Origin of the sequence: Microbacterium sp. VKM Ac-2923 (assembly GCF_022815605.1) — a bacterium.
GTDB lineage: Bacteria > Actinomycetota > Actinomycetes > Actinomycetales > Microbacteriaceae > Microbacterium.
The window spans coordinates 223,257-241,797 of sequence record NZ_JALGRP010000001.1 but is presented as its reverse complement, the minus strand read 5'-3'; the positions used below and the strand labels follow the sequence as shown (position 1 = coordinate 241,797).

At 69.8% G+C, this 18,541-nt stretch carries 18 protein-coding genes and 3 tRNA genes; 5 read left to right on the top strand and 16 right to left on the bottom strand.

What is annotated here, in order from left to right; translation table 11 throughout:
* Positions 1 to 41 precede the first annotated feature (41 nt).
* Together cls and MT347_RS01050 are read right to left on the bottom strand one after the other, a co-directional pair.
* Positions 42 to 1,508: a cardiolipin synthase gene (gene cls, locus MT347_RS01055; RefSeq protein ID WP_243497226.1), complete on the bottom strand. Its 1,467-nt coding sequence runs from the start codon at positions 1,506 to 1,508 to the stop codon at positions 42 to 44.
* A gap of 64 nt (positions 1,509 to 1,572) precedes the next feature.
* Positions 1,573 to 1,770, bottom strand: a complete 198-nt coding sequence (locus MT347_RS01050; RefSeq protein ID WP_243497225.1) for a hypothetical protein — start codon at positions 1,768 to 1,770, stop codon at positions 1,573 to 1,575.
* A gap of 133 nt (positions 1,771 to 1,903) precedes the next feature.
* Here MT347_RS01050 and MT347_RS01045 point away from each other — a divergent pair, with 133 nt between their 5' ends.
* Entirely contained in the window at positions 1,904 to 3,058 is a 1,155-nt protein-coding gene (locus MT347_RS01045) for a DUF4192 family protein (RefSeq protein ID WP_243497224.1), read from the top strand.
* Here the strand turns inward: MT347_RS01045 and lysS are convergent.
* The 13 genes from lysS to tilS all read right to left on the bottom strand — a co-directional run bounded on the left by lysS (position 3,009) and on the right by tilS (position 15,388).
* A complete protein-coding gene (lysS, locus tag MT347_RS01040; RefSeq protein ID WP_243497223.1) occupies positions 3,009 to 4,529 on the bottom strand; it encodes a lysine--tRNA ligase in 1,521 nt (506 codons plus the stop codon). The genes MT347_RS01045 and lysS overlap by 50 nt on opposite strands.
* A 92-nt stretch (positions 4,530 to 4,621) precedes the next feature.
* Positions 4,622 to 5,476, bottom strand: coding sequence for a pantoate--beta-alanine ligase (gene panC / locus MT347_RS01035; RefSeq protein ID WP_243497222.1), 855 nt, complete (start codon positions 5,474 to 5,476; stop codon positions 4,622 to 4,624).
* Positions 5,473 to 6,192 (bottom strand): DUF2520 domain-containing protein, encoded by a 720-nt coding sequence (locus tag MT347_RS01030; RefSeq protein ID WP_243497221.1) that lies wholly within the window; start codon positions 6,190 to 6,192, stop codon positions 5,473 to 5,475. Before MT347_RS01030 ends, panC begins: the two co-directional genes overlap by 4 nt.
* Positions 6,189 to 7,904 carry a PH domain-containing protein gene (locus MT347_RS01025; RefSeq protein WP_243497220.1) on the bottom strand — a complete coding sequence of 572 codons (1,716 nt, stop codon included), beginning with the start codon at positions 7,902 to 7,904 and terminating at the stop codon, positions 6,189 to 6,191. The genes MT347_RS01030 and MT347_RS01025 overlap by 4 nt, the downstream gene beginning before the upstream one ends.
* Positions 7,901 to 8,497 carry a PH domain-containing protein gene (locus MT347_RS01020; RefSeq protein ID WP_374206469.1) on the bottom strand — a complete coding sequence of 199 codons (597 nt, stop codon included), beginning with the start codon at positions 8,495 to 8,497 and terminating at the stop codon, positions 7,901 to 7,903. Before MT347_RS01020 ends, MT347_RS01025 begins: the two co-directional genes overlap by 4 nt.
* 307 nt (positions 8,498 to 8,804) lie before the next feature.
* Positions 8,805 to 9,290 carry a DUF3180 domain-containing protein gene (locus tag MT347_RS01015; RefSeq protein ID WP_243497219.1) on the bottom strand — a complete coding sequence of 162 codons (486 nt, stop codon included), beginning with the start codon at positions 9,288 to 9,290 and terminating at the stop codon, positions 8,805 to 8,807.
* Positions 9,287 to 9,805, bottom strand: coding sequence for a 2-amino-4-hydroxy-6-hydroxymethyldihydropteridine diphosphokinase (gene folK / locus MT347_RS01010; RefSeq protein WP_243497218.1), 519 nt, complete (start codon positions 9,803 to 9,805; stop codon positions 9,287 to 9,289). Before folK ends, MT347_RS01015 begins: the two co-directional genes overlap by 4 nt.
* Positions 9,802 to 10,170: a dihydroneopterin aldolase gene (folB, locus tag MT347_RS01005; RefSeq protein WP_243497217.1), complete on the bottom strand. Its 369-nt coding sequence runs from the start codon at positions 10,168 to 10,170 to the stop codon at positions 9,802 to 9,804. The genes folK and folB overlap by 4 nt, the downstream gene beginning before the upstream one ends.
* Positions 10,170 to 10,964: a dihydropteroate synthase gene (gene folP / locus MT347_RS01000; RefSeq protein WP_243497216.1), complete on the bottom strand. Its 795-nt coding sequence runs from the start codon at positions 10,962 to 10,964 to the stop codon at positions 10,170 to 10,172. The genes folB and folP overlap by 1 nt, the downstream gene beginning before the upstream one ends.
* Complete coding sequence (gene folE, locus MT347_RS00995; protein WP_243497215.1) at positions 10,961 to 11,548, bottom strand: GTP cyclohydrolase I; 588 nt, start codon at positions 11,546 to 11,548, stop codon at positions 10,961 to 10,963. The genes folP and folE overlap by 4 nt, the downstream gene beginning before the upstream one ends.
* A gap of 6 nt (positions 11,549 to 11,554) precedes the next feature.
* Positions 11,555 to 13,558, bottom strand: a complete 2,004-nt coding sequence (gene ftsH, locus MT347_RS00990) for an ATP-dependent zinc metalloprotease FtsH (protein WP_243497214.1) — start codon at positions 13,556 to 13,558, stop codon at positions 11,555 to 11,557.
* A gap of 147 nt (positions 13,559 to 13,705) precedes the next feature.
* A complete protein-coding gene (gene hpt, locus MT347_RS00985) occupies positions 13,706 to 14,257 on the bottom strand; it encodes a hypoxanthine phosphoribosyltransferase (RefSeq protein WP_243497213.1) in 552 nt (183 codons plus the stop codon).
* Between the two features lie 132 nt (positions 14,258 to 14,389).
* Entirely contained in the window at positions 14,390 to 15,388 is a 999-nt protein-coding gene (gene tilS, locus MT347_RS00980; RefSeq protein WP_243497212.1) for a tRNA lysidine(34) synthetase TilS, read from the bottom strand.
* A gap of 272 nt (positions 15,389 to 15,660) precedes the next feature.
* Between tilS and MT347_RS00975 the strand changes: the two genes are divergently transcribed.
* The gene (locus MT347_RS00975) at positions 15,661 to 16,194 is read left to right on the top strand and encodes an inorganic diphosphatase (protein WP_243497211.1); all 534 of its coding nucleotides are present in this window, start codon (positions 15,661 to 15,663) and stop codon (positions 16,192 to 16,194) included.
* Between the two features lie 59 nt (positions 16,195 to 16,253).
* Here the strand turns inward: MT347_RS00975 and MT347_RS00970 are convergent, their stop codons facing one another.
* A complete protein-coding gene (locus MT347_RS00970) occupies positions 16,254 to 17,708 on the bottom strand; it encodes a M23 family metallopeptidase (protein WP_243497210.1) in 1,455 nt (484 codons plus the stop codon).
* A 214-nt stretch (positions 17,709 to 17,922) separates the two neighbouring features.
* Between MT347_RS00970 and MT347_RS00965 the strand changes: the two genes are divergently transcribed.
* The 3 genes from MT347_RS00965 (at position 17,923) to MT347_RS00955 (ending at position 18,233) form a co-directional block, all read left to right on the top strand.
* Positions 17,923 to 17,995: transfer RNA gene (locus MT347_RS00965), tRNA-Glu, on the top strand.
* Positions 17,996 to 18,022: 27 nt separating this feature from the next.
* Positions 18,023 to 18,096 (top strand) — tRNA-Asp (locus tag MT347_RS00960).
* 64 nt (positions 18,097 to 18,160) lie between these two features.
* A tRNA-Phe gene (locus MT347_RS00955) sits at positions 18,161 to 18,233 on the top strand.
* Positions 18,234 to 18,541 lie beyond the last annotated feature (308 nt).

The following is an 18,541-nucleotide window of genomic DNA, read 5'->3' as shown; positions in this document are numbered from 1 at the left end:
GGCGAAACTTCCTGGATGCCGGCGGCGAATGCCGCGTCGCCTCACTGCAGCGCGGACGTGAGGCGCGCCAGATTGTCGAGGATCGTCGAGCGCAGGGGCTGGCGTCGCCACTCCTCGATCGTGAGCTGACGACTCAATCCGCGGTAGTGGTCTTCGACGGCCCGCATGTCACGGGCGAACTCCTCGCCACGGACGAGCATCGACACCTCGAGGTTCAGACCGAAGGAGCGCATGTCCATGTTGCTCGAACCGATCACGGCGACCTCGTCGTCGATCGTCACGCTCTTGCTGTGGAGGATGAACGGCTTGCGGTACATCCAGATGACGACGCCGGCACGCAGCAGCGCCTCGTAATAGCTGCGCTGGGCGTGGTAGACCATGGCCTGGTCGCCCTCCTCCGACACGAAGAGTTCCACGTGCACGCCGCGCTGGCACGCGGTGGTGATGGCGAGCAGCAGGGCTTCGTCGGGCACGAAGTAGGGGCTGACGATGATGATCCGTTCCTTCGCCGCGAAGAGCAACCCGAGGAACAGCTTGAGGTTGTTCTGGAAGTCGAAGCCCGGACCCGACGGCACGATCTGGCAGTCCAGGTCGCCGGGGCCGGAGGTCACGCTGAACAGGTCGATCTCGTCGGTCAGGGTCTCGTCGGTCTCGCTGTACCAGTCGGAGAGGAAGACGGCGTTGATGCTCGCGACCACCGGACCCTCGACCCGGACCATCAGATCGACCCAGTGCAGGCCGCGGCGGATGTTCTTGCGCAGGTTGTACGAGGAGTCGGTGACGTTCTGCGACCCCATGTAGGCCACGTCGCCGTCGATGACGAGCAGCTTGCGGTGATTGCGCAGGTCGGGCCGTTGCCAGCGCCCCCGCAGCGGCTGAACCGGGAGCATCAGGTGCCAGTGTGCGCCCATCGCGTCGAGGCGGCGAAGTGTCTGCTTGTAGAAGGGCTTGCCGCGGTTGGCCCAGTGATCGAGCAGAACACGCACGACGACACCGCGCTCGGCGGCCTCTTCGAGCGCGCGGAAGAAGTTGTCGGTGGAGTCGTCGGACTGCAGGATGTAGAACTCGACGTGCACGTAGCGGGTGGCCTGCCGGATCGCCTCGGCCATGGCATCCAGGCTCTGCTGGTAGTCGGCGATGAGGGTGGCGGCGTTGTCACCCGCGATGGGCATGGCGCCGAGGTTGCGGTTGAGCTGCACGAGAGCACGGAACCATTGCGGGGCGTGGGGTCGGAGCGTTCCGAACTCGAGCGATGCGCTGGTGTCGTGGATGTACTCGTTGATCGCCGCCTGCTTGCGCCGCCGCTTGCGCGGCAGGCGCGGATTGCCGATGAGGAGGAAGAGGAACACTCCCACGAACGGGATGAAGTAGATCGCCAGGAGCCAGGCCATCGCCGCGGTGGGACGCCGGTTTCGGGGCACGATGATGATGGCGGCGATGCGCACGACCAGGTCGACGACGAACAGCGTGATCACGAGCCAGCTCGCGTCGAACGTGGCGTTGATCACGGGTCCTCCTGGAAGGGTTGTGGACCCAGCGTAGCGATGACCTGCGACAGCGATCGCGCGAGCGTCAGTTCGCGGCGCCGTCGCCCGGAGGAGCCACCGGCGGGAGGCCTCGCTTGGCCCGCTCCTGCGCTTCGATCCGCGCGTAGACCTTGCGCTCGGTGCGGTCCATGCGGATGACGTTGCGGAGGATGAAGAAGAAGACGACGGAGACCACAAGGGTCGGCAGGATCGCCCACAGCATCGCGATCCAGGTCTCGTCCATGCTCCGAGGATACCCGGGGCGGCTGGACGAACGCCCGCCCGCGCCTCCTCCCCATCCGGCGAATGCGTGCGATGATCCACGATCGAGCGAATCCGACCCGAATGGGACCTCCCCCGACGGCCACTCTCGACCCATGACCACCACCGTCGTGCGAGCCACTTCGTCACCCGCCTTCCTCTCCCTCGTCCCGCACCTGCTCGAATGCACGCCGCGGGACAGCCTCGTCGTCGTCCCGTTCCATCGGGGGCGCTCGCTCGGGGCGATGCGCGTCGACCTGCCCCCCGACGACGACGCCCCCACCGAAGAGGGGGTGGCCTCGACCGTCATCGGCATGGCCTGCAAGGTGACCCGCACCGACGCCGTCGCCATCGCCGTCTACACCGACGATCCCGTGACGAGCGATGCCGGCGCACCCCGCACCCGACTCGTGGATGCCGTTCGCGCTCGAGCCGACATCTGCGGGTTGCGCGTCATCGACGCACTCGTCGTGGGCCCCGACGGATGGGCGAGCTATCTCGAGCCCGCGCCCGCGTCGCATCCTCTCGCCGAGATCCAGGATGCCGCTTTCGACGGGCTGGACCACGATGTCAGCGGCGACCATCTGTCCGCCGCCCGCCTCCCCGCGGCGTCCTCGGAGGACGCGAAGAGAGTCGAACGACTCCTGGTCGACGTCGAGCACGCGCTCCGACGGTCGCGCGACCGTCGCCGCCTCTCCCCCGCACGTCGCGTCGCCGCCGACGCCGTTGCCGCGGAGATCGCCGACCCGCCCTGTCTGTTCGAGCACGCGGTCGCGCAGCCGGAACAGGTGGACACCACCCGCATGGCGGCGTTGGCGTTCTGTCTGGAACGACCCGCGTTGCGCGACGTCGCCCTGATGCAGTGGACCGGCGACCTGGCCACGGGCGATGCCGTCTTCCGGGCACAGACTGCCTTCCGCGGCGGCGAACCCGTACCCGAGGATCTCGCCCGTCCGATGTGGGGCGAGGGCGCACAGCCCGACCCCGACCGATTGCGAGCCGGACTCGACGTGTGCCGCCGGGTGGCGTCACTCGCCACTCCTCCGCGCCGGCCTGGTGCGCTCTCGGCGTGCGCATGGCTCGCGTGGGCGTCAGGACGCTCCACGCACGCCGCGTTCTATGTCGACGCCGCTCTCGCGATCGACGGCACGCACGGTCTCAGCGAGATCATGCGCACGATGATCGACGCCGGCCGACTGCCCGAGTGGGTGTTCGAGCGGCCTACTTCACCAGCGGAAACAAGATCGTCTCGCGGATCCCGAGTCCGGTGATGGCCATCAGCAGCCGGTCGATGCCCATACCCATCCCTCCGGTCGGGGGCATGCCGTGCTCGAGGGCACGGAGGAACTCCTCGTCGATGGGCATGGCCTCGTCGTCGCCGCGCGCGGCGAGCTTCGCCTGCTCGGTGAAGCGGTGACGCTGGATCACCGGGTCGACGAGCTCGGAGTAGCCGGTGGCCAACTCGAATCCGCGCACGTACAGGTCCCACTTCTCCACCACACCGGCGATGGAGCGGTGCTCGCGGACGAGCGGGCTGGTGTCGACGGGGAAGTCCATGACGAAAGTCGGGCGGGTGAGGCCGGGCTTGACGAAGTGCTCCCACAGTTCTTCGACCCACTTGCCGTGGGTTTCGTGCGGCGGGGCGTCCACCTCGTTCTCGGCGCCCAGCGATCGCAACGCGTCGAGCGTCGTCTCGGGCGTGATCACACGGCCGGACGCCTCCGACAGCGAGTCGTACATCGAGATGCGGTCCCAGTCGCCCCCGAGGTCGTACTCGGTGCCGTCGGCCCACGTCACCGTCGTGGAGCCGGCGACGGCGATCGCCGCGTTCTGGATGAGGGTCTGCGTGAGATCGGCGATGCCGTTGTAGTCGGTGTAGGCCTGGTAGGCCTCGAGCATCGCGAACTCGGGGCTGTGAGTGGAGTCGGCGCCCTCGTTGCGGAAGTTGCGGTTGATCTCGTAGACCCGGTCGATGCCGCCGACCACCGCGCGCTTCAGGAACAGCTCGGGCGCGATGCGCAGATACAGCTCGGTGTCGAAGGCATTGGAGTGCGTGGTGAACGGACGCGCGCTCGCACCTCCGTGCTGCACCTGCAGCATGGGGGTCTCGACCTCGACGAAATCGCGCTCGGTGAAGGTGCGGCGCAGGCTGGCGTTGACCTTCGCGCGGGCCAGCACCGTCTCACGGGCGCGATCGCGGACGATGAGATCGAGGAACCGGCTGCGCACCCGGCTCTCTTCGCTCAGTTCGGTGTGGAGGTTCGGCAGCGGGAGCACCGCCTTCGCCGCCACGCTCCACCCGTCGACCATGATCGACAACTCTCCACGGCGGCTGGAGATCACCTCGCCCGAGATGAAGACGTGATCGCCCAGGTCGACGATCTCTTTCCACGCCTGCAGCGACTCGTCACCGACGCTCGCGAGCGAGACCATGGCCTGGATGCGGCTGCCGTCACCGGACTGCAGCGACGCGAAGCACAGCTTGCCGGTGTTGCGGCTGAAGACCACGCGACCCGCGACACCGACGACCTCGCCGGTCTCGGCCCCGGCCTCGAGCTCGCCGAAGCGCGCTCGAAGTTCGGGGATGGTCGCGGTGATGGGAACGGTGACCGGGTACGGTCCGCCCGCTGCGTCGGCGCGCTCGGCGAGCAGGCGCTCGCGCTTGGCCAGGCGCACCGCCTTCTGCTCGAAGACCTCGTCTTCGGTGGGTTCGGCGGCGTCGTTCGCGGGCGCGTCGGTCATCGTGAAGCTCCTCGGGGTCGCCCCCAGTCTATTCGTCGCGGTCGGACGCCCCGGGGCGACGGCGGACGGCGCACCCGCCCCAGGCGCTCGTGTCAGCGCAGCGAGATCTCCGCGTTGTCGATGAAGCGGTGCCCACCGACGGTCGCGGCGATGAGGGCAAGTGCGCGACCGCGATGACCATCGTCGACGGGAAGGAACGTGGCGGGGTTCACCACGCTGAGGTACTCGAGCGCGATGCGCTGCTCCCCCATGAGTGCCGACTGGGCGGCGGCGATGCACGAGTCGACGCCCAGATCGGAGTTGGATGCCGCAGCCTCCAGCGCCCGCGGCAGCTTGGCGGCCGCGCGTCGATCGGCGGGCTCGAGCAGAGCGGTGCGACTCGACACGGGGAGGCCCTCGTCCGTGCGGACCGTCGGGACCGTGGCGATGTCGATCGCGAAGTCGAGGTCGCGCACCATCCGCTGCACCAGGAACACCCGCTGCTGGTCGCGCTCGCCGTAGACGGCGACGTCGGGACGGACCAGGTGGAACAGCTTCGCCTCCACCGTCAGCACACCGTCGAAGTAGAACGGACGCGCACGCCCCTCGTAACGCAACCCGACATCTCCTGCCGACACGCGCGTGGTCGCGGTACCCGCGGGGAGGAACTCCGCCGCGGTGGGCGCGAACACGACATCGACGCCGAGATCGTCGAGCACGCGCTCGTCGGCCTCGGGCGACCGCGGGTAAGCCGCCGTCTCATCGGCGGTGCGGAAGCGGAGCGGATTGACGAAGGTCGACACGACAACCACGTCGGCGCGCTCGCGCGCCGCCTGGATGAGGTCGACGTGGCCGTCGTGCAGGGCTCCCAGCGTCGAAACGAGTGCGACGCGGGGGCCGCCGGACGACCGGTCTGCGCCTCGGATCTGACCGAGTCGGGTGCGCAGATCCTCGAGGGTGCGGATCATTCGTCGATCGTAGCGTCGCTGTCGGGTGCTCGACGGCCCGCCCCCTCCACGAGGGCCTGGTCGACGCTCGAGCGTACGAGCGCGGAGAGGTATCCGCCGGGGTTGTCGACACCGACGCGCGCGAGCATCTCCGACGACTGCCGAACGATGGAGCGCGAGAACTCGGTCGCGGTCGCGATCGCCTCGGCATACGTGCCGCGGTCGCCCTCGGCGACCACCACCGGCTCGCATCCGAGTTCGACCGCCAGCGCTTGCGCGATGGGCAGCACCGGCGCCGGCGCCGTCACGGCGGCGTACGCCTGGGCCAGCTGCCGCAGGTCGATCGACGATGCTCCCGTGAAGACGATGGCCGGATGAATCGCGAGCGGGATCGCCCCGAGGCGGACCGCGGGGTCGAGGACACGCACGCCGTACGCGGCGTCGGTGTGCAGCACGAGCTGGCCCGGTTGCCAGGCCCCGAGGTCGGCGAGCCCCGTCACCAGGCTCGGCAGTTGGTCGTGCGGCACCGCGAGAACGACCAACTCACTACGCCGCACGACCTCGTCGGCGGTCAGAACGGGGAGTCCGGGGAGGATGGCCTCGACCCGGTCGTCATCCGAGCCCGAGGTGATGCCGGTCAGGGCGTGCCCGGCCCCGGCGAGAGCCGCAGCCAGAACGGGACCCACACGGCCGGCGCCGATCACTCCGACGCCGAGGCGTCCGTCGCGGCCGCTCATCCGGCCCACCGGTGGCTGCGGTCAGTCGCGGCCGCGTCGACGCTTGCGTGCGCGGTCCGCTCGAACATGCGCACCACCTCTTCGCGGTCGAGGGCACCGACCGAGGTTTGCACGGTCCCCGCGATCACATGGCCGGTGAGCGTCGCCGCACCGAACGCCCTGGCCAGCGGCCCCTGCTCCAGGCCGACCGACTGCAGACGCGCGAGGGGGAGGACGCTCAACGAGCGCCATACCCATCCCCGACGCATCAGGAGGGAATCGGCCGTGAGCAGCACCCCGTTGCGGCGCCACGACATCGGCCGAAGCCAGCGCGCGCGGGCCGGAGTCGTCACGTAGGGGTCGTCGTCCACGGGACCCAAGATGCCGTCGCGGAAGATTCCCGTCCACTCATCGCCGGTGAGAGACGGCGCGAGGATGCCCAGCACGCGCTCCACATCTTCACGCGTGCCGATGGGCAGCACGGCGGCGAACTGGTCGGTGCTGGTATCGGTCGAGGACCGACCCGACAACCGGTTCACCGACACCGTCCACCACCCGAACGGGCGCCACAGCAGCGGCTGACGCACCTCGATGGCGTGTACGCGTCCGGGCGGCACGATCTCGGAGACGGTGGTGAACAGCCCGAAGGTCACCCGCACCCCATCGCGCGTCGGCGCGATCGAGTAGCGCAGACCGCGCGCGATGGACCGCACGTAGTACGCCCCGAACGCGAGGAACATCGGGATGACGGTGAACAGGAGCCAGAGCGTCGACAGCGACGCCGCCACCGCTATCCCCCCGACGAGGGCGATGAGGAACAGCGTCGAGCCGCTCAGGATACGGGATGCCACGAGCCGCCCGATCGGGATGCGCACGATGCTCTCGGGCTCGGAGTCGGAGAAGTCCTCCCCGTCGACGAGTCCCTGCAGCCCCGAGCCCACCGCGGCCGCGGCCTGGCGCGCGAGCGAAGACCGCTGGCCCTCCGGCGTCCGCTCCGCCGCCAGACGGCGACCCGATGCGAGCCGCAGGATATCTCCGCGGATGGCCTCGGCATCCTTCCCGGACAGGTACTCGAGCTTGACGTTGGCGTCGAGACCCGCGCCGACGACCTCGAGCTTCGCCAGCCCGAGCAGCCGGGCGATCATCGGTCGCGTGAGATTGACGCCCTGCACGCGATCCAGGGGCGCCCGGCGATGGGTGCGGAACAGCACGCCCGAGCGCACTTCGACGTCGTCGTCGCCGATACGCAGCGTGTGGAACCGCCACGACAACCGGAAAAGCACCAGCAGGACGACGAGCACCGCCAGAGTCGCGCCGCCCACGATGAGGATGAGGTTGTTCGCGAGGATGAAGTCGACCGGGTCGGGCGGCAGTTCACCCGGCGGCAGGTCGGTGAAGACCGGGAAGAGGAACTCCACGAGGCGCTCGCGCAGATTGGCGACGATCACGCCGATGATGACGAGGAGCGTCAGCCCCCCGCGCAGCAACGGCGTGAGGGGATGCAGACGATGCCATTGCCCGTCGCTGTACGGCGATCGGACGGAGATCAGGCCGATGCGCCCCGGCGGCGGACCCGCTTCGAGCCCCGATCCGATCTGACCCTCCGACGCGCGACCGAGATCGTCCGCGGGATCCGTGGACCTCGGCCTGCCCGGGTCGCCCTCCGACACGCGTCCGAGATCGTCCGCGGGATCCGCGGACCTCGGATCGCCGGGCGCCTCCGCGTCGGTCACAGTCCCGTCCGTCGCGTCTCGGCCACGGCGACGAGCGTGTCGCGCAAATGCTCGGCCGCCTCCTGCGTGAGCCCCGGAATGGTGACCCCCGTCGAAGCGGCCGCGGTCACGAGCTTGAGCTGGGCGATTCCGAAACCGCGATCCAGAGGGCCGTGCGTGATGTCGACGAGCTGCATCCGGCCGTAGGGCACCGCCACGACCCTCTGCCAGAGGATGCCCCGGCGGAACACGAGGTCGTCGTGCCGCAGCTGGTAGCCGAAGGACCGGGCCTGCCGCGGTGTGATGATGAGCCCGATCAGGGTGATCAGAAGGATGACGCCCGCCGGGATCCATTGCCACCGCACCCCGGTGATCACCTGCGCCGCCACGGCGGCGACGATCACGAGGACGAAGACGGCGCCCTGCGTGATGAGCTGGACGCGCACGTACGCCCGAGCCAGTTGGTGCCAGGTCCCGTCGCCGAGCGGAAGGCGGCGGTCCGACCGGGGCTCGAGGATGCGGTCGTAGGTGCGGTCGCTGAGCACGGCGCTCCCCTCGCGCGCACCGGGATCGACCGGCCCGGTCCCCTCGCTGGGGCCGAGATCGCCGGCCACGGTCCCCTCGCCGGGATCGACGACCCGTTCGCCGACGAGCTCGTCGCGGGGCCGCCGATCCTCCCGCTCAGGCGCGCCCGCTGAGGCCGTACCCGCCGGGCGGTCTCGACGCAGACGCGCTCCCACCGGGGCCTCCGGCGCCCTCTCGACCTCGACAGGCGGCGCATCAGGGCGACCGACGCCCGGGTCGGGCAACGCCCCCGCCGCCGGTGCCACGAATCGGGCGAGGGGATCGGGCTGAGGCCAGGCACCGTCCGCAGACGCCCCGGGGCTCGAGTCCTGGTGAAGCGGAACCTCGACGTCGGCGTCAGGCGCCGACGGGTCCGGTCGGGGTGTTTCCGGGGGTGTCGTCATCGTCGTCCTTCCGGATGGTGCACAGTTGCTCGGCAACGAGTCCCGCGGCGACCAGGACGACAGCGCACACGAGCGTCGCGACGATCGTTCCCATCGAGCCTAGCGACGGTGTCACCGGACGGGTCGTCAGGAAGACGATCAGCCCCAGCGAGAAGCCGAACGCGGCCGCGCCGAGCAACGAGGATGCCTTCGCCAGCATCGCGATGCGCAGGGCCTGGAACGGATTGACCGGTCGACCGCCGCGACCCCGGGACGCGCGGAAGACCGACACCGCCAGCGCAACGATCACGGCCCCGAGCAGCGCGAGGATCGTCGGCAGGCTGGCCGCCGGAGTGAACGTCGCGCGTCCCATCGCGGTCAGCATCGTGTCCAGGATGAACCCGACCGCCGCGCCAACGACCGCGGCGATGGTGAGGATGCCGGCACCTGTGCGCCTCATCGTCGGAGCCTTTCCAAGAGGTCGGTGATGCGCCCGCGCCCGGGGATCTCGGCATCCGGGTCCAGTGCGGCCCACGGGGCGAGCACGAACTCGCGTTCGTGGGCCCGGGGGTGCGGCACGACGAGGTCGTCGCGATCGATGGACTCATCCCCGTAGGCGATGAGGTCGAGGTCGAGGGTGCGATCGCCCCATCGCTCGCGCCTCTCGCGTCCGTGCCGCGCCTCGATGCGGTGCAACGACGCGAGCAGTTCGGCCGGGGCGAGGCGGGTCCGCAGGACCGCGACGGCGTTGAGATACCGCGGCGCGTCTTCGTCCTCGCCGTCGACCGTGACGGCGACGGTCTCGATCGGCTCCGAGACGCGGACGTCGGTCGTCAGGGTGAGTCGCGTCAGCTCGTCGACCGCAGCGGCCAACGTCTCGGCGCGGCGGCCGAGGTTGGCGCCCAGCGCGACGACCGCCTCGACCGGCGTGGCCCGGGGTGCCTCACCCATGCCGTGGGCCAACCGCACGCTCATGGGCGGCCTCGCGTGATCGTCACCGCGACGTCGCCGAACGGCACCGGGATGGGCGCCTGCGGTTTGTGCACCGTGATGGTCACCGACTCCACGCGGCCGTCACGCAGGACGTCGTCGGCCAAGCGTTGCGCGAGCGTCTCGAGGAGATCGACGGGTTCGCCCGCGACGACCGCGACGAGACGTTCCGCGAGCTCGCCGTAGTGCACCGTGTCGACGACATCATCGGTCTCGGCCGCACGTCGCAGCGACAGGGCGAGCACCGCGTCGACCACGAACTCCTGCCCCTCGCGCTTCTCGTCGGGGTACACGCCGTGGTACCCGTAGGCGCGCACGCCCGTCAGCGTGATGTGGTCGATGGCATCCATCAGGCCCCCCAGGCGCGCGCGACGGCGAGGGCGTCGCGCGTGGTCGGTACGTCGTGCACGCGCACCGCCCACGCGCCCGCCCGGGCGGCGAGGGCACTGGTCACGGCGGTGGCGAGGTCGCGTCGGGTGAGGTCGGCATCCTCGTCGCCGAGGGTCTCGGCGAGGAACCGCTTGCGGCTGGTTCCCACCAGCGTCCGATATCCCGAGGCGCCGATCGACGGCAGCGCACGGAGCGTCTCCCAGTTCTGCGCGCCGCGCTTGCCGAACCCGATGCCGGGATCGACGACGATGCGTGACGGGTCGATCCCCGCGGCGACGGCGGCGGCCACGCGTTCCCGGAGCTCCGCGGCCACCTCACGACCCACGTCGGAATAGTCGGCCCGGGCGTACATCTCGCTCGACGGCCCGCGCCAATGCCCCAGGACGATGTCCACGTGCACGTCGGCGACGGCGGCGAGCATGTCGGGGTCGGCGAGCCCGCCCGAGACGTCGTTGACGAGCCGCGCCCCCGCGTCGACCGCGGCGACCGCGGTCGAGGCGTTCATGGTGTCGATGCTCACGAAAACCCCCTCGGATGCCAGCGCCGCAACGACCGGGAGCACTCGCTGCTGCTCCACCCGGGGCGCCACCCGCTCGGCTCCCGGCCGCGTGGACTCACCGCCGACGTCGAGCAGATCGGCGCCCTGCGCGCGGAGCGAGCGGGCGTGGGCGACCGCGACGTCGGGGTCGAGGTAACGGCCGCCGTCGCTGAAGGAGTCGGGGGTGACGTTGACGATCCCCATGACCAGGGTCACGCGCGCGCTCCGATGAGGGCGATGAGTTCGGCGCGCGCCGCGGGCTCGAGGTAGGCGCCGCGGGCGGCGATCGTCACCGTGGAGGCGTCGGGCTGGCGGCCGCCGCGCATGGTCACGCACTCGTGCGCGGCGTCGAGCACGACGAGCACTCCGCGCGCGTCGAGCGCCGAGTCGATGGCATCGGCGATCTGCTCGCCCAACCGCTCCTGCACCTGCGGGCGGGCGGCGAGGATGTCGATGACGCGCGGGAGGGCGCCGAGTCCCACCACTTCCTCGCCCGGGAGGTACGCCACGTGGGCGTGACCGCGGAACGGCAGCAAGTGGTGCTCGCACATCGAGCGGAACGCGATGTCGCGCACCATCACCGCGCCCGACGGCAGGGTGTCGGGCGCCGGCCCCCGCGTCACCGAGATCGTGTGCTGCAGGGGGGCACCGGCATCCTGCCCCACTCCCCCGAAGAACTCGGTCCACGACTCGGCCACGCGCGCCGGGGTCTGACGCAGGCCGGGGCGATCGGGGTTCTCCCCGATCGCCTCCAGCAGCTCGCGGACGAGCGCTGCGATCCGTTCTCGATCGACGGCCACGGCGCCTCAGGCGGTGGCCGGGCGCGTCTGTCCGCTCGGACGGGGCTGCGCCTGAGCCTGGGCCTGGGCCTCGGCTTCGGTGGATGCCGCGACACCGGCCAACTGCTCACGACGGGGTACGTTCACGGGCGGTTGGGTCGAGACGGGACGATCACCCGACGACAGCCACTGCGGACGCGGCGTGAGGCGCTTGACGTCGGTGAAGATCTCGGCGAGCTCGTTGTGGTCGAGCGTCTCTTTCTCGAGCAGCGCCAGCGCGAGCCGGTCGAGCACCTCGCGGTTGTCGTTGATCACCTGGTAGGCCTCGTTGTGCGCCTGCTCGATGAGCGCGCGCACCTGGGCGTCGACACGCTCGGCGATGCGCTCCGAGAAGTCGCGGCCGTGGCCCATGTCGCGGCCCATGAAGACCTCGCCGGAGGAGGAGCCGAGCTTGACCGGACCCACCTCGTTCGTCATGCCGTACTCGGTGACCATCTTCCGGGCGATGCTCGTCGCCTTCTCGATGTCGTTCGATGCGCCGGTGGTGGGGTCGTGGAAGACGATCTCCTCCGCGACGCGGCCGCCCATGGCGTACGTCAGCTGATCCTGCAGTTCGTTGCGGGTGATGGAGTACTTGTCGTCGAGCGGCAGCACCATCGTGTAACCCAGGGCCTTGCCGCGAGGGAGGATCGTGACCTTCGTGACGGGGTCGGTGTGGTTCATCGCCGCCGCCGCGAGCGCGTGACCACCCTCGTGGTAGGCCGTGATGAGCTTCTCTTTGTCTTTCATCACGCGCGTGCGCCGCTGGGGACCGGCGATGACGCGGTCGATCGCCTCGTCGAGCGCGCGGTTGTCGATGAGCTGCGCGTTAGATCGGGCCGTGAGCAGCGCCGCCTCGTTGAGCACGTTGGCGAGATCCGCGCCGGTGAAGCCGGGGGTCTTGCGCGCGACGACCTCGAGGTCGACGGAGTCGGACAGGGGCTTGCCGCGACCGTGCACCTCGAGGATGCGCTGGCGACCCTTGAGATCGGGAGCGTCGACGCCGATCTGCCGGTCGAAACGGCCCGGGCGCAGCAGCGCGGGGTCGAGGATGTCGGGACGGTTGGTCGCCGCGATCACGATGACGTTGACCTTGGGGTCGAAGCCGTCCATCTCGACGAGCATCTGGTTCAGCGTCTGTTCGCGCTCGTCGTGACCGCCGCCCATGCCGGCGCCGCGGTGGCGGCCGACGGCGTCGATCTCGTCGATGAAGATGATGGCCGGCGAGCTCTCTTTGGCCTGGTTGAAGAGGTCGCGCACGCGGCTCGCACCGACACCGACGAACATCTCCACGAAGTCCGAGCCCGAGATGGAGTAGAACGGCACGCCCGCCTCACCCGCGACGGCGCGGGCCAGCAGGGTCTTGCCGGTTCCCGGAGGGCCGTACAGCAGCACGCCCTTGGGGATGCGGGCGCCGACCTCTTCGAACTTCTTGGGGTCCTTGAGGAACTCTTTGATCTCGTCGAGCTCTTCGATCGCCTCGTCGGAGCCGGCGACGTCGTCGAAGGTGACCGTCGGCGTCTCTTTGGTGACGAGCTTGGCCCGCGACTTGCCGAACTGCATCACCTTGCTGCCGCCGCCCTGGGCGCTGGAGAGCAACCACCAGAACAGCAGTCCGAGGAGCACCAGCGGGAGCATGAGGCCGAGGAAGCCGTCGAACCAGCTGGGCCGGGGCACCTCATCGTTGAAGCCGTCGGAGGGGGCGGCCGCGTCGATGGCGTTGGCCACCTCCTCGGCGCGGGCCTGGCCGAAGTAGAACTGCACGCTGTCGGCGCCCTCGAAGGGCTGCGAGAGCGTCAGATCGACGCGCTGATCGGGGTCGTTCGTCACCACCTTGGTCACGGTGCTGCCCTTGAGCAGTTCCAGACCTTCCTTCGTCGACACCTGACGGGCACCGGTGAGGTTGGAGATGAGGGAGAAACCGATGATCAGAAGCAGAACGACCAACAGAACGTAGATGATCGGGTTGCGCGTGATCTTCTTGAAATTCATGGTGGGCTATCCCGGCCCTTTCGTGATCCTCCGCAGAAATGCGGTCGCATCAGGCTAACGTGTGGCGACTATGCCGGGCCTGTGCGTTCGTTTCAGGCGTACAGGGCACGGATGCCGCGGCATCCGCGCCTCGCAGAGACCGCTGGGTCAGGAGTAGACGTGGGGCGCGAGCACCGCGACGTCGCGGAGGTTGCGGTAGCGCTCGGCATAGTCGAGCCCGTAGCCGATCACGAAGTCGTTCGGGATGTCGAAGCCCACGTACCGGCAGTCGACCTGCACCTTCATGGCATCGGGCTTGCGCAGCAGCGCGAGCACCTCGACCGACTCGGCCCCGCGCGAGGCGAAGTTCTCGAGCAGCCAGCTGAGGGTGAGACCCGAGTCGATGATGTCCTCGACGATGAGCACATGCTTGCCGGTGATGTCGGTGTCGAGATCTTTGCGGATCTGCACCACTCCGCTGGAGCGGGTACTCGCGCCGTACGACGACACCGCCATCCAGTCCATCGACACGTGCACGGGGAGGTGCCGCGCGAAATCGGCCATCACCATGACGGCGCCCTTGAGCACGCCGACAAGGACGACCTCTCGGCCCTCGTAGTCGGTGACGACCTGCGTCGCCAGTTCGGCGAGCTTTTCGTGGATCTGCTCCTCGGTGAGGAGGACTTCGCTGATGTCGTCGGAGATGTCGGCCGCGCGCATCCGTCGAGTCTACGTCGCGCGCTTCGGGATGCCGCCTGATCCCGGATGCCGCACGGCTCAGAACCCCGACGTCGCCGCTGCTTTCCGGCTGCTGTGGCGGCCGTCCGCCAGCATCCTTTGAACGCGGCGGGTTCAGGCGGTCGCGCGCGCCACGATCTCGATACGTGCGCCCACCCGACGAGCCACGCACGACGGCAAGTCGATCGGGCCCTGCCCCCGCCAGTCGACGGCGAGCCGGGCGACCTCGAGCGTCTGCGCACGCGTCAGCGAGACGCCGAACTCGCTTTCGACGACGTAGCGGATAACGCGGTTTCGCAGTGCCGCCGGGTTGGCCGCGAGGGCGGCGATCGAGATCGAGATGCCGGCCTCGGCGTGCTCGACGATGTCTTCGATCGTCTCGTCGATCATGTCCTGGAACGCTTCGGCGTCCTCCCGCAGCTGCTCCGCGGTCCGCGCCAGTGCCTCGGCGACCCCCGGGCCGAGCTCGGTTTCGAGCACGGGCATCACGCGCTCACGCACGCGCACGCGGGCGTAGGCGGGATCGACGTTGTGCGGGTCGGACCACGGCTCGAGCCCCTCCGCACGGCAGGCCGACACGGTCGTTCGTCGACGGATGCCGAGCAGCGGACGCGCCCACCGTGGCCCGGTGGCATCCCGTCGCTCTGCGGGCATGCCGGCCAGGCTCAGCCCGCCCGATCCGCGCGCGAGGCCGAGCAGCACCGTCTCGGCCTGGTCGTCGAGGGTGTGCCCGAGCAGCACCGTGTCAGCACCGATGTCGGCCGCCGCACGGGCGAGCGCGTCGTAGCGGGCGCGTCGCGCCGCGGCCTCGGGACCGTCGTCCGCGCCGACCTCGACCGGGACGACCCGGGCCGTAAGCCCCAGCGCGACAGCCTTCGCCGCGGCGTCCGCGGCGGTGGCATCCGACCCCTCCTGCAGTCCGTGGTCGATGACGACCGCTTCGACGTGGATGCCGCGCCTCGCGGCCTCGAATGCGGTCGCCGCCGCGAGGGCGAGCGAATCAGCGCCGCCCGAGAGGGCGATGACGACGGGCCCGTCGGTGGTGTCGAGCGCCGCCCTCACGGCGCGGCGTACCTCGGCGACGGACGGGTCGAGTCCGGGGCGGTGATCCATGCCTCCACGGTATGCGCCCCGCTACCGCTGTGCCGCCCCGGCCCCCGCCCCGCGAACCAGGCCCGACTGTCCCCGGACGGCCGAGGCGGCAACGCCCCGCCCCGAGCGGACACAACGCAGGAGATCCGCGCACCCGCCGAGCTGTGGCACCGCGGGCGCGGCGGCATGCCCCGAATCTCCTGCGTTGTGTCGCGCTGTGGGCACGTGCGAGGGCCCGGCGGGCTCCCGGATAGGCTGGGCGCGGAAATCCACAGACTTGAAGGAGCACGAGTATGGGCGCATACGACGCCGTCATCGAGATCCCCCGCGGCAGCCGCGTGAAGTACGAGGTCGACCACGGCACCGGCCGTGTCTACCTCGACCGCATCCTGTACACGGTGTTCGGCTACCCCGCCAACTACGGATTCTTCGAGAACACCCTCGGCGAAGACGGCGACCCGCTCGACGTGCTCGTGCTGCTCGACCGCGAGCTGCACCCCGGCATCCTCGCCAAGGTGCGCCCCGTCGGCGTGCTGAAGATGAGCGATGAGGCCGGCGGCGACGACAAGGTCGTGGCCGTGCTCGCCAAGGACCCGCGCTGGGACCACATCCAGGACGTCGCCGACATCGACGAGTGGACGAAGAAGGAGATCACCCACTTCTTCGAGCACTACAAGGACCTCGAGCCCAACAAGTGGGTCAAGGTCGACGACTGGGCGGATGTCGCCGAGGCCGAGCGTCTCGTGGGCGAGGCGTTCACGCGCTTCGACGAGCACGACGCCCAGACGAAGACGCAGGGTTCCGGCGAGGCGCCCAACACGCTCTGACGCACCGCGCACGAAGAAACCCCCGGTCGGTTCGACCGGGGGTTTTCTCGTGCGTCGTCTCAGACGTCGACGCCGCGGTCTCGCAACCAGGGCGCGGGATCGGTGGTTCCGCCCCACGGGGGGTAGACCTCGAAGTGCAGGTGGCAGCCGAACGAGTTGCCGGTCTGGCCGGTCGCGGCGATCTGCTCGCCCGCCGAGACCCGCTGGCCGTTCGACACGTAGATGCCGCCGTCGACGATGTGGCCGTAGCCGGTGCCCGAGCCGTCGTCGTGGGCGATGCGGATGTAGTTGCCGAACCCGCCATTGTATCCGGCGTACGTCACGCGCCCGGCGGACGCGGCGTAAATGGGCGACCAGCAGCTCGCGCCGAAGTCGAGTCCGAGGTGCCACGAGCTCGCGCAGTAGCTGCCGTTGCACTGGCTGGACCGGGGGCCGTAGCCCGACGAGGTGTAGGCCGACGAGGGCCGTGCCCAGCCGCCGCCGCTGACGTTCCCGCCGCCGCCGCTACTGCTGCCACTGCTCTCGCCGCCGCCGCTGCTGCTGCCGCCCCCACCGCTGCTCCCGCCGCCGCTGTTCTGCCGCGCAGCGGCCTCCCGCTCACGACGCGCGCGCTCTTCGGCGTCGCGGGCCGCGGCCTCTTCGCGGGCACGACGCTCCCGCTCTTCACGGGCCTTTCGTTCGGCTTCGACGCCGGCCTGGTAGTCGGCGACCGTCTTTGCCGTGGTGTCCTGCAGGGCGGCGAGCTGCGCCTCGAGGACGGACTGGTTGGCCTGCTGGGCCGCGAGGGCCTCCTGCGCCGCCTGGGCGGCCTGCTGCGCCGCCGCCATCTTCTCTTCGGCGATCAGACGCAGGCGCTCGCGCTCGGCCGTGGCGTCGTCGGCCTGGGCGCTGAGGTTCTTCGCGTTGTCACGGGCGGCCACCGCCGCGGCGTACACCGAGCGGTTGCGCTCGAGGAGCTTGTCCATCGTGCCGAGCTTGGCGAGCAGGTCGTCTGCCGATGCCGCGGAGCCCGAGAAGAAGAGGTCGAGCGAGGTGTCGTCGCCGCCGGAACGGTAGAGCTGGGCGGCGACCTTGCCGGCCTTGTTGGCGGCATCGGTCGCGCGGTTCGCCTCGGCGTCGGCCTGCTGGCGCAGCAACTGCGCGCGGTAGTCGGCGTCCTGATAAGCCTGCTGCGCGGCGAAGTACTCGTCGGAGCGCGCCCGCACCTCGGCCTGCGTGCGCTCGACCTCGGACTGCAGCCCCTGGATGAGCCCCTGGATGCGGGTGATCTCCGCCGCCTTGGCGGACTCGTTCGCGCGCGCGGCCTCGACATCGGCCCACGACGGATAGTCGGCCGCCAGAGCGGGGGTCGAGAAACCGGATGCCACGGAGCCGAAAGCTCCGAGGGCGACGGCGCCGAAGGCGCCGATCTTGAGGGCGCTGCGGCGGTCGAACGCGGTCCACAGGCGCCGCTGCTCACTCGCCGAGGGCGCGCAGCCGCAATCTTCGGGGGGTTCGGGGCGCTCGAGCGTCACGGGAATACCTCATCTCACCGGTCGCAACTCGGCCCACAGTAGCAACACGAGTCACAGACACAACAGGGCGAGTTCCCCGGCCACCTTCCGATTCTGGCCCCGCGACACGCGCGGACGTCGCAGCGCCACGCCCCCGATTGGCAATCTCGAAAGATGTGAAGTAGGCTCGGTCGTCGGCAAGCGAGATTGAAAACGCAAGGATTCAGCCTCATCGGGCCCCATCGTTTAGCGGCCTAGGACACCGCCCTTTCACGGCGGCAGCACGGGTTCGAATCCCGTTGGGGTCACTTTCCGGTGGATAATTGAATACGCATGGCCCTGTAGCGCAGTTGGTTAGCGTGCCGCCCTGTCACGGCGGAGGTCGCGGGTTCAAGTCCCGTCAGGGTCGCTCCATGGCGACGGGCCTTCTTTCGAGAAGGCCTTTCGTTTAGGAAGCGGCAGACATGCCGCTCGGCTCTGTAGCTCAGTTGGTAGAGCGCACGACTGAAAATCGTGAGGTCACGGGATCGACGCCCGTCGGAGCCACACGGGTGATCATTACGTCACCCCAGAAACCCTCGCGGAGCTTCTATCCGCGGGGGTTTTGCTTTGCCCTGGCGAGGGTTGAGTTCGTGAGGCTCCTGCCCACGGGGTCTTCTTCGTCTCCGCATGCTGCTCTGCGTCGGCATTCCTCCCGCCCCGCGCCCCGCCTGCTCGGCATCCCCCGCCCCTCCCCCAGGCGACGCCTGCGGAGACGCTCCACGCGGGCCGCAATTCGAGGCCGCCACGCGAGCACAGGCGACAGCGCGAGCACAGGACGCTGACGGCAGGCAGATCCTGTTCTCGAACGACCC

Bases quoted from the DNA above. Each gene is read 5' to 3' on its own strand.
- lysS (WP_243497223.1), bottom strand. From the start codon at position 4,529: ATGACCGACGCGCCCGCGAACGACGCCGCCGAACCCACCGAAGACGAG.
- tilS (WP_243497212.1), bottom strand. From the start codon at position 15,388: ATGGATCACCGCCCCGGACTCGACCCGTCCGTCGCCGAGGTACGCCGC.
- MT347_RS00975 (WP_243497211.1), top strand. From the start codon at position 15,661: ATGGGCGCATACGACGCCGTCATCGAGATCCCCCGCGGCAGCCGCGTG.
- MT347_RS01045 (WP_243497224.1), top strand. From the start codon at position 1,904: ATGACCACCACCGTCGTGCGAGCCACTTCGTCACCCGCCTTCCTCTCC.
- folB (WP_243497217.1), bottom strand. From the start codon at position 10,170: ATGGATGCCATCGACCACATCACGCTGACGGGCGTGCGCGCCTACGGG.
- ftsH (WP_243497214.1), bottom strand. From the start codon at position 13,558: ATGAATTTCAAGAAGATCACGCGCAACCCGATCATCTACGTTCTGTTG.
- folK (WP_243497218.1), bottom strand. From the start codon at position 9,805: ATGAGCGTGCGGTTGGCCCACGGCATGGGTGAGGCACCCCGGGCCACG.
- MT347_RS01030 (WP_243497221.1), bottom strand. From the start codon at position 6,192: ATGAGCGGCCGCGACGGACGCCTCGGCGTCGGAGTGATCGGCGCCGGC.
- MT347_RS01050 (WP_243497225.1), bottom strand. From the start codon at position 1,770: ATGGACGAGACCTGGATCGCGATGCTGTGGGCGATCCTGCCGACCCTT.
- MT347_RS01015 (WP_243497219.1), bottom strand. From the start codon at position 9,290: ATGAGGCGCACAGGTGCCGGCATCCTCACCATCGCCGCGGTCGTTGGC.
- panC (WP_243497222.1), bottom strand. From the start codon at position 5,476: ATGATCCGCACCCTCGAGGATCTGCGCACCCGACTCGGTCAGATCCGA.
- hpt (WP_243497213.1), bottom strand. From the start codon at position 14,257: ATGCGCGCGGCCGACATCTCCGACGACATCAGCGAAGTCCTCCTCACC.